The 16,778-nt window shown below is 35.9% G+C and carries 9 protein-coding genes; 3 read left to right on the top strand and 6 right to left on the bottom strand.

Annotated elements, in window-relative coordinates:
• Nucleotides 1-46: 46 nt before the first annotated feature.
• Together CH361_RS13730 and CH361_RS13725 are read left to right on the top strand one after the other, a co-directional pair.
• On the top strand, nucleotides 47-427 hold the full coding sequence (locus tag CH361_RS13730) for a response regulator (RefSeq protein WP_100791384.1): 381 nt from the start codon (nucleotides 47-49) through the stop codon (nucleotides 425-427).
• A complete protein-coding gene (locus tag CH361_RS13725) occupies nucleotides 414-2,900 on the top strand; it encodes a PAS domain-containing sensor histidine kinase (RefSeq protein WP_100791383.1) in 2,487 nt (828 codons plus the stop codon). The genes CH361_RS13730 and CH361_RS13725 overlap by 14 nt, the downstream gene beginning before the upstream one ends.
• On the opposite strand, the gene purM is transcribed toward CH361_RS13725, so the two are convergent.
• The 4 genes from purM to CH361_RS13705 are packed head-to-tail and all read right to left on the bottom strand — an operon-like array spanning nucleotide 2,893 to nucleotide 7,155.
• Complete coding sequence (purM, locus tag CH361_RS13720) at nucleotides 2,893-3,918, bottom strand: phosphoribosylformylglycinamidine cyclo-ligase (RefSeq protein WP_100791382.1); 1,026 nt, start codon at nucleotides 3,916-3,918, stop codon at nucleotides 2,893-2,895. The two genes, CH361_RS13725 and purM, sit on opposite strands and share 8 nt — an antisense overlap.
• Nucleotides 3,911-4,720, bottom strand: coding sequence for a glutamate racemase (gene murI, locus CH361_RS13715; RefSeq protein WP_100791381.1), 810 nt, complete (start codon nucleotides 4,718-4,720; stop codon nucleotides 3,911-3,913). Before murI ends, purM begins: the two co-directional genes overlap by 8 nt.
• Nucleotides 4,721-6,022 carry a pyridoxal phosphate-dependent aminotransferase gene (locus tag CH361_RS13710; protein WP_100791380.1) on the bottom strand — a complete coding sequence of 434 codons (1,302 nt, stop codon included), beginning with the start codon at nucleotides 6,020-6,022 and terminating at the stop codon, nucleotides 4,721-4,723.
• A gap of 5 nt (nucleotides 6,023-6,027) precedes the next feature.
• Complete coding sequence (locus CH361_RS13705; RefSeq protein WP_100791379.1) at nucleotides 6,028-7,155, bottom strand: S1C family serine protease; 1,128 nt, start codon at nucleotides 7,153-7,155, stop codon at nucleotides 6,028-6,030.
• A 3-nt stretch (nucleotides 7,156-7,158) separates the two neighbouring features.
• Here CH361_RS13705 and CH361_RS13700 point away from each other — a divergent pair, with 3 nt between their 5' ends.
• Entirely contained in the window at nucleotides 7,159-8,244 is a 1,086-nt protein-coding gene (locus tag CH361_RS13700; protein WP_100791378.1) for an aminopeptidase, read from the top strand.
• Here the strand turns inward: CH361_RS13700 and CH361_RS13695 are convergent.
• Nucleotides 8,241-16,097, bottom strand: coding sequence for a PD40 domain-containing protein (locus CH361_RS13695; RefSeq protein ID WP_100791530.1), 7,857 nt, complete (start codon nucleotides 16,095-16,097; stop codon nucleotides 8,241-8,243). The genes CH361_RS13700 and CH361_RS13695 overlap by 4 nt on opposite strands.
• Before the next feature lie 86 nt (nucleotides 16,098-16,183).
• Nucleotides 16,184-16,771: a DUF1318 domain-containing protein gene (locus CH361_RS13690; RefSeq protein ID WP_100791377.1), complete on the bottom strand. Its 588-nt coding sequence runs from the start codon at nucleotides 16,769-16,771 to the stop codon at nucleotides 16,184-16,186.
• Between the last annotated feature and the right edge of the window lie 7 nt (nucleotides 16,772-16,778).

The raw sequence follows: 16,778 nt of genomic DNA, 5'->3' as shown, positions 1-16,778 counted from the left end.
CGAAAACAAAGAACCAAGTATATTTCCGTCCACCTCTAGGGAAAAAATGTCATCGATCCTTGTAGTAGACGATTCTCCAACTGTTTTAAATATAGTTAGGTTAGCCCTTAGTAGTCAGGGACATTCCGTAACAACTTGTAACAATGGAGAAAAAGCTTTAGAAATTCTGAAATCAGATTCCTCTATTCGACTAGGAATCTTCGATTTCAATATGCCTGGACTCAGCGGAGTCAAACTAATCCAAGAGTCAAAAAGAATAATCAATGATAAAAATTTTAAAATCATTGTTTTATCAGGGGAAGACAAACCCGAGATCATTGCCAATGCATTATTCAATGGAGCGGATGCTTGGATGGCGAAACCTTTCAACAATGAACAGTTAATCAAACAAGTAGCGGAGTTATTCGAAAACGATGCTTCCTTTTGAAGTAAACGTAATATTTGCCATTACTGTCATCTCAGTAGTATTTAATACTTCGATGGCGATCATCATCTATTTTCTTTCCAAACAATCAAGATCAGAAGTAAGACTTGGTTACACAGCAATTTTTCTAGGAGTTTTAGTTTTTAGAAACTTTGCACTTTTTATATTTGGAGAAGGAAACGAAATTATATTCTTTTTCTTCTCAGAAAGTTGTTCTATTTTCGGATCCTATCTTTTAATTGCCGCCATTTTCCCTATCATAGTTAAAAAAACAAATCCTCTTCTCATCTTTCTATTTTCGATTTTCATTTACGTATTGTTTGTTTCATTCCTTCTAACAGATCTAGATTTTTTTTGGCAAGCCTTACCCTCCTCCATTTTTAACGCAGGTACACTCATTTTATTTGGAATTATCGTTTTTAAATTAGATACTTATCCCAAAATTTTTCGTATTTTTTTCCTGACAGTTTGCCTCATCATTGCCCTACAAAGAATCACTTTCCCATATTTATTTAGTTTAGAATGGTATAGACCTCTCGGTTATATTATAAATACATTGTTTATGTTTTTGTTTGGAGTGGGTTGTATCCTTTTCAATTTCAACATTCAGACAAAAAAATTAAACTTATCTCTTGGAGAATTAGAATTACTTCAAAAAACTATTAAAGATGTCAACGTTCGGCTTCTGATTATGTACAACCAACTTCCTGCAATTATCTATAATATTGAATTTTTACCAGAACCGAAAACATCTTATATAAGCCCCAAAATGGAAGAGATCACAGGTTATGGGTTAAACTATTTTTATGAAAATCCAAACTTTTTTAAAGACATAGTCATCCAAGAAGACCAACATAAAATTTCAGAACTCTATGCCGGGAATTCACCCATTGTATTAAGAATGATCCATGCAAATGGTTCATTGATTTGGACAGAACACTATGTAAATGTTTCCTTTGATATTCTTGGAATTGAAAAACGAATAGATGTAGTTGCTCTTGACATTACCAAATCCAAAAAAACGGAAATTTCTTTATTACAAGAAAAAAATCTGAACACCACTGTCTTCGACAATGCAGCAAATTTAATTTTATTAACCGATGCCAAGGGAATGATCGAAAGTATCAATTCAGCAGCCGAATCTATTTTAGGTCTCAGAAAAAACGAAGTGTTCGGGAGATACATCCAAGACGTAATTTTACTCCCAGAAGATCGAGATTATCTAAAAGAAGTATTAGATGATGTAAACGAAATCCAAAAAATTGCTGAAAGTTTAATTTTACGCTGTGTAACAACTTTTAATAAAATTATTTATTTAGAGTGGAGACTTGGGATCATTCGGGACAATCGAAACGAACCTTCTCAAATTATTTGGATTGGTATTGATCAAACATCCAAACTTTCTGCAGAAATCGAACTCAAAGAATTAAACAAATCTTTGGAAGAAAAAGTAAAAGCAAGGACCAAAGAACTCCAGGCAAGTAACTTTGAATTAAACTCTGCACTCTTTGCTTTAAGAGAAGCACAACAAAAACTAATTCAGAACGAGAAGATGGTTTCTCTCGGACAACTTGTTTCTGGACTCGCACATGAAATCAACAATCCAATTGGAATGATCAAGTCTTCCGTAGAAACATTAGTTTCGGAATGGGAAGAAGAAAAAATTCAGGAATCTAGCATTCGTGTTAACGATTTAATACAGTTTATCCTTGATAATGAATCTGGAGGCCTACGGATTCTGACTGGTCTTTCCAATCGACAAGCTCGCAAAACAATGATTGAAAATTTCAAATTACATTCGCTTCCATTTGAAGAGGAGCTTGCAGAGTTATTTGTTGATTCAGGAATCCGTAATCTTACAAATTCAGCCATATCAAAAATCAAATCAGTGATCCGCAATCAGAATGACTTTCAAATCCTCCGCAGATTATTACTCGTAAAACAATCTTCAGAACATATTTTATATTCAGTAAAGAGACTCTCAAAAATTACATATACATTAAAAAACTTTGCGGGATTACAATCCAACTTAGAACTCAATGATTATTCATTAACCGATACAATCCACTCAGCAATATCTCTCTATAAAGAACATTTCTTAAGAGACATCAATCTGATTTTAAATTTAGAGTATAGCGGGAATGTTAGGTGTATCCAGGGAGACCTAATCCAACTTTGGAGTCAAATTATTTGGAACTCTATTCAAGCAGTAGCAGTCAAAGGAACACTACAAATTCGAAGTTTCAAGAGATCCGATACCATCTATGTGGAAATTGAAGACTCAGGTATTGGAATTGCGCAAGAGAACCATTCAAAAATATTTATGCCATTTTTCTCTACCAAAACCACAGGCGATGGACTCGGACTTGGGTTGTATCTTGTTAAAGAAATTGCCAATCGGCATAATGCAAACGTTGAATTCGAATCAACACAAGGAAGGACAATTTTTAAGGTTAGTTTTCCGTTAACTACTTAATTGTGATTTTGCCAGTTGAATCTGTCTGACCAATCAAATACGCTGACTCACCCAAAGACTGCAATTCAGATAAAACAGAATCTACCGATTTGGAATCAACAACGAGAATATATCCAATTCCCATATTAAAGGTTCCATACATATCATGACGATCCAAAGAATGGTCTTTTTCTAACTTAGAAAAAACATAACTTTCTGGAAGCTGATTAATTTCTGCACCGATACCTTTTGGCAATACTCGGGGAATATTTTCATAAAACCCACCCCCAGTAATATGAACCATTCCTTTAATCGAAAACTTTTCAATTAAAGACAAAATTGTTTTTACATAAATTTTTGTAGGTTTAAAAACATGATCTTTTAAAAATTCCAATTCGGCAGAAGATGAAGGTAATTTTCCATCTCCAATCAACAATCTTCGAATGAGCGAAAAACCGTTGCTATGTGGACCGGAAGAACCAAGTCCAATGATGGAATCGCCAGCTTTAATGGTTTTTCCATCGATCATTTTTTGTTTTTCAACGACTCCCACTACAAATCCAGCTAAATCATATTCATCGTCAGGCATCACACCTGGATGTTCTGCAGTTTCGCCACCCACTAAAGCACAATCAGCCAAAGAACAACCTTTTACTATTCCCGAAACAATGGCTTCCATTCGAGGTAAAAATAATTTTCCACAGGCAATGTAGTCTTGAAAAAATAAAGGTTTTCCTCCATTCACAAGAATATCATTCACACACATCGCCACGAGATCAATCCCAACAGAATCATGGATATCTAATAAGCGTGCAATCTGTAACTTAGTCCCAACACCATCGGTTCCCGAAAGTAAAATAGGTTCTTGATAGGATTTTAAAAAACTAACATCATAACAGGCAGCAAAACCACCAAGACCACCTAAAACATTTTTATTGTGAGTAGATGCCACATTTGTTTTGATTCTTTTTACAAACTCTTGACCTTTTTCGGTATCAACACCTGCATCTTTGTATGTAACTTTATTTGAATCAGACATGAAGTTTTCCTATAGTAGTATTAATCAGGGAGAGTGTATGATTGGGTGTGATTGTTTTTGCTATTCTTCCGGCAAGATGTACATAATCAGAGTCAGAAGTATTTAAAAGGATATCTAATTGGTTTTTGTTCTCTTGGAAATCGGGAAGATTTAAAATTCGTTTCATATGAAGAGTTGTTCCCAAATTCCCGTCATAAACTTTTACTTTTGGGTAATTATAGAGGATTCGTTCTCTTAAAAAAACATAATGGGTACAACCTAATACAAAAACATCACAATCTTTAACAACTGTTTTGATCTTAGAATCAAACAAATCCCAAGCCTCTTCCCAAAGATCTTTATCAATGAGTTTTGCAAGTCCTTCACACGGAACAGGAAGAATCTCAGTTCCCAAAGGAAATCCAGATACTAAGTTTTTGAACTTATCTTCTTTTAAAGTGAGATCAGTTGCAAATACTGCAATTTTGACTCCAGGATTTTGGTTCACCGCTGGTTTTAATGCAGGTTCCATTCCAAAAATAGGAACAGAATGTTTAGCTCTAAGAAAATCTGCTGCCGCTGCCGTAGCAGTATTACAAGCAAACAAAACGGCTTCACAATCTTTTTCAATTAAGTATTCGAAGGCATTTTTCGAAAGTTCCAATACTTCCGATTTTGATTTTTGACCGTATGGAGAATTAATCAAATCACCAAAATAGATATAATCAATATTAGATGTTTCCTTCCATAAGGTTCGGAGTACAGAAAGTCCTCCGAGCCCTGAATCGAAAATTCCAATTTTATACCTTCCGCGAGAATTCATTTAGGATGCTAAATACTTCCTTATATTTTCTGCGAGTGTAACATAAATCCATTCAAACTTTGCTTCGTCTTCCTCAAGTAAGGTGACACGAAACCCATTACGATCACAACAAAATGAACTGAGCGGAACCACACAAATCCCAGCAGAAGCTAACAAATGCAAAACGAATCTTCTATCCAACGCCGCTTTGTTCATAAGGGGTGCCACAAAGTCACCAACCTTGGTATTGGATATGGGAAGCGTCATATGCGGTTTCAAAGCCCCGTCTTCAAAGAGAACTGTTAAATAAAACGCACCCTTTGGTTGGATGACCTTAACTCCAGGAATCCCCGTTAGAGCCGCGGTTGCCTTCTCTGCTCTTTTTTTGAATTTGTTATTTCGAAACTTTAAATGATTCAAAAACTCTGGATGAGAATAAACAAGAGGAATTGAAAGTTGCGGTAGTGTAGTGGAACAAACTTCCAACATTTTTGCATCTAACAATGACTTAATGTATCTTTCAAATGTTGGATCATTTTTTCTGTTGAAGACTTCAATCCAACCGCAACGAGCACCAGGCCATGGGTATTCTTTGGAAATTGACCGAAGAGCAAAACCACAAACCTTATCACCGATGACTTCGGATAAATGGATGCTCCCCCATTCAGAATAATTTACGTGGGCATAGGTTTCATCGCAGATGAGTATAATATCATACTTCTCACAAATTTTAACAATCTCTCGCATCACCTCTTTAGGATAAACTGCACCAGTAGGATTGTCTGGATTGATGAGGAGGATTCCTGCAATCGAATCATTGTATTTTACTTTATTTTCAATGTCTTCTAAATCGGGCATCCAATCATTGTCTGGATTTAATTCATAAGTTAGATGTTCATATCCAGAATGTGCTGCTTCTGCAGAAGATAACGTAGAATAGGCGGGAGAAGGTCCAAGTATCCTTGCCTCTCTTCTCATAAATCCAAAAATTTTGGCAACAGCATCACCAAGGCCGTTAAAAAATAAAATATCTTCCGAGGTAATTTGAGCCCCACCTCTTTCATTGACCTTTGATGCTAAAAATTTACGAGTGGTTTCATCGCCTTGTGTCGCCGTATAGGCCCAAGATTTGTTTTGGGCGACAAGCCCACTGACGATGTCTTTCATCCAATCTGGAATGGATTCTCCTTTCTGGATTGGGTCTCCAATATTTTCCCAGGTAATGTTTACCCCCATTGCTTCAATCTGTTTCGCAAGGGCAACAATCTGGCGGATTTCATAAATGAGTGCATCAGCACCCGAGTGGACTATATTTCTTCTCATAAAATTTACGGGCCTTTTTTATAGGCGGCTTCGACCAAAGGGATCGATAATTCCATCTCTTGGGTATCCCGTAATATCTTCAACCGTAAGACGCCCCCGAGACCAACAAGTCCCACTTGTTCTCGTAAATCATTGATATGACGGATCTGGAGCCCGTTGGCGCCCTCAATGAAGTCATATCGCCGAAGCCCTCCTTTTTCTGCGGAGGAATTGGGCTCAATATCATAAACCAAAACCCCCACAGTTTCCCCAGGAATGCCGAGAGAACGTCTATGGTCAGGAAGCGGAGCGGTTGCCATGACTCCGAGAGTTGCTGGTCGAATGTTCTGGCCTACATTTTGCTCAATCTGGCGAAGCACCCGCTTGGCGTAATTGATGGGGATGGCAAATCCAATCCCAGCACTTGCGCCAGAGGAAGAACGGATCATACGATTGATTCCCACAACTTCCCCGTAAATATTCAAAAGAGGACCCCCACTGGAACCTGGATTGATCGCGGTATCTGTCTGGATATGAGTCTGGCCCGTCTCATCCAAATCCTCTCGTGACTTGGCAGAAACCACACCGACAGTGAATGTTTTTTCCAACCCATATGGGGACCCTACGGCAATGGCCCAGTCCCCCACTTCAATTTCATCTGAGTTACCTAAAAATGCGGGAGTAAAACGGTCGTTACTTGGGATTTTAAGAAGAGCGATATCGGCACGTTCATGGCTCCCTACATAACGAGCAGGAAAAATCCGTCCATCCGACATGATAATTTCTATAATTTCTGCATTTTTGATGACATGGTAATTTGTAACAACAAATCCCCTTTCATCGATGATAAAGCCACTACCGATGGAGGAAATTCGATCCTCTCTACTTTCGCCAAAAGCATAAGGATGAAAAATCATCTCTGTTTTTTTCGTACGGATTGAAACTACAAATTGTTGTGCTTCGCGGTACACATTGCGAAAACTTGTTTGGATTTGAATGGCCTGGGTTTGTTTGCTGGAAGAAATCGGTTTTGGGGAAGCAAACAGTTTTGTCACCGCCGATCGAATCTCCGGAAAGAATATGGCGAACAAAAGTACAAAAACTAAGGCAAAGTTAATGTAGACGACTGGCGGAATCGAAGTTTTTCTTTCCATAGAATGCCAAAACCACTTCCACTTTTGTCGATTCCCCATCCTTGTCGAACCAAAAAGATTCCAAGAATATTCACCGTTTTACTATTCCCCATTTTTCTTACTGGTTGTTTACCGTATTTATTTCATTTAGGTAAGGAACAATCGTCCATTATCTTGGGTCGTGAAAAAATCGAAGATATTCTAAACCTACCGGAGTTGGATTTAAAAACAAAACAAAAATTAAATTTAATCAGAGATGTTAGAAATTTCGCCATCGGGGAACTCGCATTAAATGAAAAAGGCGGGTTTGAATACTTCACAAAATTAGATCGAGAAGAAATTGGATGGAATGTCAGTGCCTCTGAAGCATTAGAACTGAAATCCTATACATGGTGGTTTCCCATAGCAGGAACTGTTCCCTATAAAGGTTTCTTCGATAAACAAATGGCAGTCTCTCTAGAAAAAGAATTACAATCCGAAGGATATGATACTCGGATCCGAGCCATCGGTGGATACTCGACACTTGGTTGGTTTTCTGACCCGGTTTTGTCCCCGCAACTGAACTGGTCGGATCATCGACTCGTGGGGCTTGTGATTCACGAAATGGCCCATGCAACAGTTTATTTACCGGGAGACTCAACACTAAACGAGTCTTATGCAAGTTATGTGGAAGAAAAAGGAATCGAAATCTATTACACAAAAAAAGAAGGAGAAACTAGCTCCCATTTACAAAAATTCAAAAAAGAAAAAATCCGTAGAGAAGTAACTTTGAAACTTTTACAAAAATATGCGGAAGAATTAAAAGTTTTGTATTCTTCGTCCTTGGACTCAGAGAAGAAACTCATTCAAAAACAAATCATCATTAAAAGATTCAAAGAAGAAGTGATAGATAAAAAATTAGTACCGGAAGAAAAATCACAAGAGTTCTTAACAAGGGAATGGAATAACGAAGACTTCCTTGGTTCCTTACGTTACCATTCCGGTGAAGTTAGTTTTGAATCCTTGTTTACTCAATCAGGAAACAACTTCAGGCAATTTCATAAAGAAGTGAAAAAACTCTTTGATTTACCAGAAGAATCTAGACAAGAATTCTTAAACAAAAAAAATTAATCTTCGATCATCGCTGAAGTATAGAGTTTATACCCAATCCAAAAGCGATCATCAATTGCCGAATTTCTAGCTGCTTCTTTTCCTTCCACCAAACGGACGTGTAATGGTTTGGGCAAGTCGCCGGCTTGTAAAAACTGTTTCAGGAAAAACAAATTATGAACACCGGCTTGTATCCCCGAATGTAAAACAAAAAGTCCTGAATTTTCACGGCCGAGGTAATATGCAACTCCGCTAAAATCATTTGTATATTGGGCAGAGGTTCCCATCTTTTGGTTTGCATATAAAGTGGCAGTGTTGTCGTTTTTTCCAGAAAGAGTGAGTAAGGGACGATCCCCAATACACAAACAGTTATTCTGACACCAACCAATTTCCGCAAAATTAATGCTATATGGGGAATAACCATCCTTTTTCCCGTTTGTCTCCCAACCAAGTAAACCGGCACTTACTTCATTCTCTAATGAAGATTTCCAACCAACCATTGAAACATCAGGTTTTTTGGGAGAGGTCACACTAAATTTAATCGAAGGATTCAAAAGAAAATCAGATACAGAAGATACTGCATAGTATTCAGTATCTGGCAAAACCATAGGAACAACAGCGTGAATTCCTGCACTATAGATATAATGTCTATTGGATTTATTGAACCGAAAACTCGTCCTATATTTATCAGTTAAGGATTCTCTTAAAATGACTTCTTGGCTGCCTGACTCGGCAGAACGGAAGTATCGAACAGATTCCCTGTAAATAGATTTATTGTCAGAAAACATCTCACGACCAAGAGACTTACCCGAAGCAAAACTTAAGAGATATGTTTTTTTCCCAAGATCAAACAAACCGTGGAATTCTTGTTTTCCAACCATCTTCTTCTTGAGTCTTTCTGAATAAACTTCGAAGTTCGGGATTTGTTTTACATACATTTCAGTATCGGAGAACCGCTCTGAAGTAAAACGAAAAATCTCACGAGCTACCGCTAAGTCAAAAAAACTTTCAGAACTATTTTTTTCCAAACTTTGTTGTAAGAGGAAATGAAACAAAAACTCATATTCTTCTTTTAACTCAGGACTTAGAAATTCACCACGATATTTCTTATTGAAGTCGTTTAGAAGAGAAATATAGTCTTCCGGTTTTTTGGATTTTGCGATTTGAAACATCTTTAAGAAAGGACTTGGATGCGTAGAAGTTGATGGCTGGTTTTTTAGATAATCAAATTTCCACTTAAAATCACTCCATCTTTCTTGCCAAAAACGATTGCCCTCACCTAAATCCTTATCCATGGTTTGTATCTTCGAAACCAAAGATTCTGCCATCTCTAATTCACCACGAAGTAATAAAGCCTTTGCCAATTCCAAACGAAAAAATAAAGTTCTATAATTTCGACCTTCTTTTAATTCTTCTGCTACCAAAAGTTCAATCAAAGAATTCACTTCTTTATTCTTTTGAAAAGGGATGGAACTCAAAAGTAAATGGAACAACAAAGTTTTATTTAGATGTGAAAGTTTGGTAATCACAGAATCGCCACTTGTCAAATATTCTGGAGTTAGTGACATCGGTTCAAAATAGCCGGTTTGGATCTGTTCCTTCCAAGCAGAATACAATCTCAATCGATAAGAATCATAAATAGAATCTGCATACCCGAATTTTGTAAAATCTCGAGAAAGAACTTTTTCATCAAAATTTTTCCAATCCTTTTTAAATCCATAATTGTATGCAGAAGTAGAGGTAAGTGGTGTTAAGTAAATATCCTTATCGCCTAACAAAAATCCTTTGTGAAAATATAATTCCAAAATCCGATTTTTGACGACAGTTTTTTCTTTTGGCGTTTTTGCAAGTTTTGACAGCCTACTTGTTTCTGCTTCTGCTTCATAAAACAAATAGTTTTGTATATACAAGGTGCCCAATCGGTAAGCTTGTAAAAACGGATCTTCTTTATTTTCTACCTTAAACCTAAGTTCATTTTTAGAAGTAAGGTCTTTTACTTTTCCACTACGAAGCTCTGCATAAAATCCTAGTGCACCCAAATAGGAGTCCTTTTCCTCACCTATAAACTCAGAAGAGTTGTATTTACATTCTTCTTTATCCTTCGATGACAGACAGGAAACTAAGTATTCATAACGAATTTGGTTCTGGAAATTGGAACTAGCATACTTAATCCAAAGTGGTCTAAAGATCGACCTTCGAGGAACATTAGGAAATATTTCCGTTTTTAGTTTTGCTAATTTTAATTCTAAAGACGGCAAAGAAGGGTTGTTATCATCCATAAGAGTAGAAGCAGTATAATAACTTTCATAAGCATCTACAAACTCTTTTGTCTTTTCTTTTTGAAAGCCAGATTCGATTAGTTCTTCTGCCTTTTTACTAAACCCATCTTTTGAAATTGAAAACTCTTTCCAGTTTCCAATCAACAAACGATCCTTATCACTTGCAAATCGGCTAAGTTTCATCGAAGAAAAATCTTCATTTGAATCCTTTGGATAGGAAACAATATTTTGGATTCTTTTGGAACGAAGGATTTCGTAGATTTTACTGAGAAGATTCCATTGTTTTGGAGTATTAAAATTTGATTCGCCTAAACCGATAACAGAAATTTCTGACCCGTTCCCTTGGAAGATTTCACGTAGCGGCAGGATATGAGACTTTTCATCTCCAAACAAACTAGTTTGTTTTTCGAGCGAACGATTCGTAACCAAATAGTCTGTATCATAAAGATAAACACCTAAATTTCCAGACGCCAAATGGCGAAGATTCGTAATATCTTTATTATTTTTACCTAAATCTCCGTATACGGTAACCCACTTAAGCCTACGCTCATTCCTTTCGGGAAATAAATCATTATGAGTTCTATCAAATAAAATAACCGGAGAAATATTAGAACTTTTGTAATCAGAGATAACCGAATTCACCAAATTTCCGTTAACTCTTTTCCCTAGAATCTGCAAACGCAAAAAAGGATCCGTTAGTTTTGGCGAACAAAGATGAATTTCTTCCGAATTTTCACAGGATTCTTTTTTTAGTTTCCCTTGTGATGTATATAAAAAATGAACCGATTGATTCGTTGGATACAGCCCCATCCATCCGCTTGGGAATGAGTCAGAGACAGATCGTTTGGGTTCTAAAAATGTTGATCTTTCTGGGGAAACTGTTTTTAGTTTGTTTAAGATTCCGTCTAAATTCTGAACTTCTAATGTTTCTTGTTTTAAAGCACTTGTAACAGATTCTCGTTTTAATGTTTTGTCTGATATGGATTGAGTGAGTTTACGATAATTTTTAACCCATTTTAGTAAGTCTTGGTAATAAAGATTTAATTTAGAATCTTCAAACTCAAATTGAGCAGAAACCAAATCTCTAAACAATTCTAAACTTCTAAAATTTTCCCAATGATTGACAAGCCCTTTTAATTCAAGAGAATCCAGATGAACATCTGAATAAGATTCCAAAAAATCAACCAAACGATGTTTAGGAGAAAAAAGACGAACATTTAAATTGTTTTGGTAAGTTTGAATCGCATCTTTTCCATAACTAAGGTAACTTGAATTTCTCTCTTTTATGTTACGTGTTTTTTCCCATTTAAATCTTTGTGCATTGACCCAAAACATCTCTTCGTCCAATCGAAATTCATAGGCAAGTTCAGATGCTTCTTTCCATTTTTTTTCTGCCATCGGAAAATCACCTAACTTCATATAAACAGAGTATAGATTTAAACTCAAACGGACTCTTGTTTGACGCGAAATTGGATCACTTGGCAAACCCACTACTTTGGGATCAACAAGCCCGGGGTTTTCCAACAACTGAGCAGCCTTTGCCAGAATGAGCTGGTAATCTTTCCCTTGTTCTTCTAGCAAAAGAGAAGAATAGTATAAGGCAGTTCCGTAAACAATATCAAATTTTGGATTCGCAATTCGAAATTGATTCTCACAAGATTCATTTTCTTCGGAACAAGACGATAATGTGCGATCTCTCCAGAGAGTAAGTTTTGTAAGGAATTGATTCAAAACATTCTGTTTTGTTTCCAAAGTGAATTCAGGGGATTCCTGTAAGGAATAAACAGAATGCCCATAGTTTTGAAATAATTTCTCAAAACCCTTACTTGCAAGATTCTCCAAAAGAATGTCTGCCAACTCATCATAATGATTTACGGCTTCAAGCTGCAGTTGGCTTTTTTGATAAATTTGCGCTTCAACTTGTCTAGATTTTGCTAAAATGTTTTTCCCAATGATGGTATCGTCCAAATCTTTTGAAGTAATGAGATCATTCCTTGTTTTAATCTCTGACAAAGCAGAAGAATATTCTTCTTGTTCAATATGATTTTCGATTCGTATACCGAGCGTTAGTAGATACTTAAAATCATTCGGGAACTCAGCTGGAAACCTGCCATCACCAATGACCCGAAAACTATCACCAAAAATAATATCTTTCCAACTCCACCGACGAAACCTTTGTAAAAAAGATTCCTTATTTGAGTTGTATTCTTCCTCGGCCACACTGAGCATTTGATAAGAATCGCGGAAACGACCACTTTTTTGAAATGCGATCGCCAAATAATTCGCTAAGTTGATGGGATTGATAAACTTTACATCTTTATTATAGGCAATGGCTGTTTGAAACGAAACAATAGCTTCTTCAAAATTTCCAAATTCAAGTTCGGAAAGTCCTTTTAAAGAAAACAACAATGCCAATTTAGAGCGTGTCCCATTTAACTGCCCGAGAGTCACTGAATTTGGCTCCGAAGCATAATTATTTACAGATTGATAGTATTCGTTTTTAAAATAGATATCGATGGATTTAGAAAACTGCTCGGATGCTTTTCGGTATTGGCCTTGGTAAATTAAAGACTTGCCATAATTAAAACGATAAATCGCTTCTTGTTTGTATCCTTCAAACTGATTTTTGACAGAAAGATATAATGATACATCTTCCACTTTACGATAACTTTCATTTGCTTTTGGAAAGTTACTAAGAAGAAAATAGTTATTACCAAGATTTAGATTCAAGTCAGAAATTACTTTACGATCTCCATAATCATCACCCAAAAAAACTAAAATCTGGTTATAAAGTTCGATGTTTGCTTCTAAATTTTTATCAGGGAAATATTTTTTATATAGTGTTTCATATACTTCAGAGTCAATTTCCCCCGACTTTTGATTTTTTTGCATTTTGATTAAATCAACATATTGATACAACCAACCAAGCAACTGATAAGCATCATAATGTGTTGGATCAGCATAAATAATCCAACGTAATTCCAATTCTGCTCTTTTAAAATTCTCTAAAATCTCTGCTTTACGAACATCAGTCATCGTTCCTGTGGAATAATAATAAGATTCAAAAGTAACGTATTTATTGATTAAATAATAAGAATATCCATAAAGCGTGGCAAGGTCCAAGTAAGGTCTTGCACGGGGAACAGCTTGTTTGTAATACAACTCCGTCCAACTAAGTGCCTTTTCTGATAACACTTCAATTTTTTCAAAATCTTTGATATCAACAACTCCGCGAAGAAGTTCGTTATCCGTAACGATCGAAGTCAAACCAGACAAATTTCCAACCACATTAAGTTTATCTTTACTCAAAATATTTAATTGGTTCAGTAAGGCTCTCTCTTCCTCCTCACGAATTTTTTTCCCGTAAAGAAAGATCGTATCAACCATCTTTCTTTGGTAATAAATTGCATATTCCTTATAGAGAGAATCTAAATATAAATTTCTAGTTTTTACTAAAAACATATTTTGGTTATTGAAAAAATAATGGAATGAAGATTGGAGTAAATCACCAATCCTTTCAAACTCGACTGCTTTGTTTTCAAAATAAAAAAAGGCACTTTGGATATCTTCCGCACCTAAATCAACACCAAGAATTGGATCATAAAACTCTAAATAAATTTTTAGATTACGAAGGGCATCTGAAGTATTACCGGTCGCTTTTTGATTATAGTATTTAAGTAAATTAGCACGTAACAGAATTGGACTTTTATATGCCGCAATAAACGGCGGCATTTCAAAGACAGATGGTTTTCCTGGAGGCTCCAAATCGATTTGAATTGGAATCGGAATGATTGAATCAAGAACCTCATTTGATTCGTTAAACTTACGAACATCTGACAATGCTTTTGCTTTCAAATACTTTAAAGTTAGCATATATTGAGGGATTTGGGCCGCTGCTGGATCGGCTAACAAACCATCTACATAAGAAATCAAAGACTCACTATTTCTATTTTCAGATATTTTTAAAGTAACATCTTCTAAGATAAACCGAAGATCTCTTTTTTGATCATTTGAAAATGGTAAGGAAGGATTGGATAAATATCGGGTTTTTTCCTTTTCCCAACCCAGGATCATCTCCTGATAAAGTGCAGATAATACGAGAGATGTCGGTTTGAATTCATACCCACCTAATCTTCGCTTGATTTCATCAATTTGGTGATAATCGGGAAATCTGTCATAAATCAGCTTCAAAGAATCAAATGCTAAACCCGTTTTTTTTTCTACTTCCAACTCATCAGCATGAAGGTGATACAACATTGCCTCTGCATCTTTGGTCCATTTAGAAGAAAAATGTGATTGAATTTCTGAGTTAAAATCGAATTTTTTTCCTGTTTGTTTCGACTCTTCCCAACGAACTAGAGTTAAAGCAAACTGATTTTTATCTAAATTTGCTCTATGGCGATAATTCTCTAAAAATGATTTTGCTTCTTCACGTTTTCCCACGCGAATTAATGATAAATACTTAAGTATGGCAACTCTTGCTGAATAAACAGGAAACAAAGGGTCATCAGAATAAAATAACTCTACTGAATCCAAAGCCAAAAAATAGGACTCTAAACTTTGGCCACCAGAAAAGGTTTTAGCGTATTGGTATTGTTCCCGAATGTTTGTTTGTCTGGGAATCGCACCATTTTCTGGAATAAAGTAGATATTGATAGCATTGAAGTATGATGCGGAAAAAAGAACAGAACCTCCATTAAAATGTGAATAACGCACATCGAAATTCGAGGTTTCCCCTGAAGATAAAATTCGTTCTTCACCTGTTGCCAGGTTCATCATCACAAGAATGCTATGATCTCTTTCATCCAGTTTGCCGTTTTGATTCGTATCTTTTCGAATGGATGCATAATATAAATTCTTTGATTTTGAATCCACCGTTGGAGAAAAATCCAAATAATCATTTTTTGTGATTCTTTGGATCTCCGAAGTTTTCAAATTAATATGATAAACCTCTCCTTTGGAGTCTTCAAAATAAGAAATGAAATAGATAAAGTTCCCATCGGAAGAAACATAAGGCGAAGTGGCACCCTTAGAAGTAATGGATGTGAATTGACTCGGGTTGTCGAGTTTCATCGCACAAAGGTTTGGTAAACCTGGGGTAAAACGATCTGAAATAAAATAAATTGTAGTTCCATCTGGAGACCAAACTGGGTCTGTATCAATGATCCCCTTTGTATACTCACCATTTTTGTTTGGTTTGTTTGTCAGATTAACAAAACTTTCATCAATAAATCGATTCCCTTTTAATAATTCCTTTGTCCACTCTTCAGTGTCCATAGGCAAAAGAATTATATCACCTTCAGAATCAAATTCCTCTGACACAAAAACCAAATACTTTCCGTTAGGTGAAATAGAAGGTTTTGTTTCTGAAAATGGATGATTGGTTACAGGAACAGTAACGGAACTTTGTAAATCTCGAAACCAAATATCAAAATTTCCTTTTTGGTCGGTCGCATAAAATAAATACCTCCCATCTTTTGTTGTTGAGTTGTATAAATTATTCCCTCTTTGGACAGTTAAAGGAAAAGGTTTTGATTGTGTTGGAGAAAAATAGTTTTTAGAAATTGCCGAATAGTCAAAATCGACATTTGTCATTTTTACACTTTTTTGAAATAAAACACAATTAAGAAAGATAAGGGGAAATAGGAAAATTAAGAAGAAAGGAAACCGACAATTTGGTTTCATTGGAACTTCTCCCATCTTCCAGTATTTGTTTCAAAAAACTCCCCAACGGAAACAGATTTATAATATTCGTCTATTAATGATTGTTTGTATTTAAGAAGTTCGTCTTCTTTTTTACCTTTTTTCTTTTGGTTAGAGACTTCCTTTTCCCAAATAATCTTTCTAGATTCATTCAGAAAAACAATCACATCTTCCACACGTTTTTTATTCGCAGGAATTTCATATCTAGAATATGCCGGAAGCCCGGTCGCAAGCGGATTTATCTTTACAAACCCTAATGGTGTTTCACCAACAATACCGTGCATTTTGTACTTTTTTAACTCTGGCAAAAGATAATTCAGCCGAATTCTATGTGCCTTAATTTCAGGGTCAGAATCTTCGGATGCCAATTTTTCACGATTCGATTGGCCATTGGAGGAAGATTGAATGGATGCAATCATCCATCCTTCTTTCTCTAGTTCCCTATCTTCTCCCACCATTTGTTTTTCTGCAGCAGTTTGTGCATTGGTAATGGTAATAGGAGGAACTTTTAAATTTAGAAAGGATTTACATCCCAACATTAAAAATACAAGGATAAGACGTTTCATAAATACC

It is taken from the genome of Leptospira brenneri, assembly GCF_002812125.1.
In the GTDB taxonomy this organism is placed as follows: Bacteria; Spirochaetota; Leptospiria; order Leptospirales; family Leptospiraceae; genus Leptospira_A; species Leptospira_A brenneri.
Note: the sequence above shows the minus strand (reverse complement) of the source record. Positions and strands in the feature narration are given on the sequence as shown.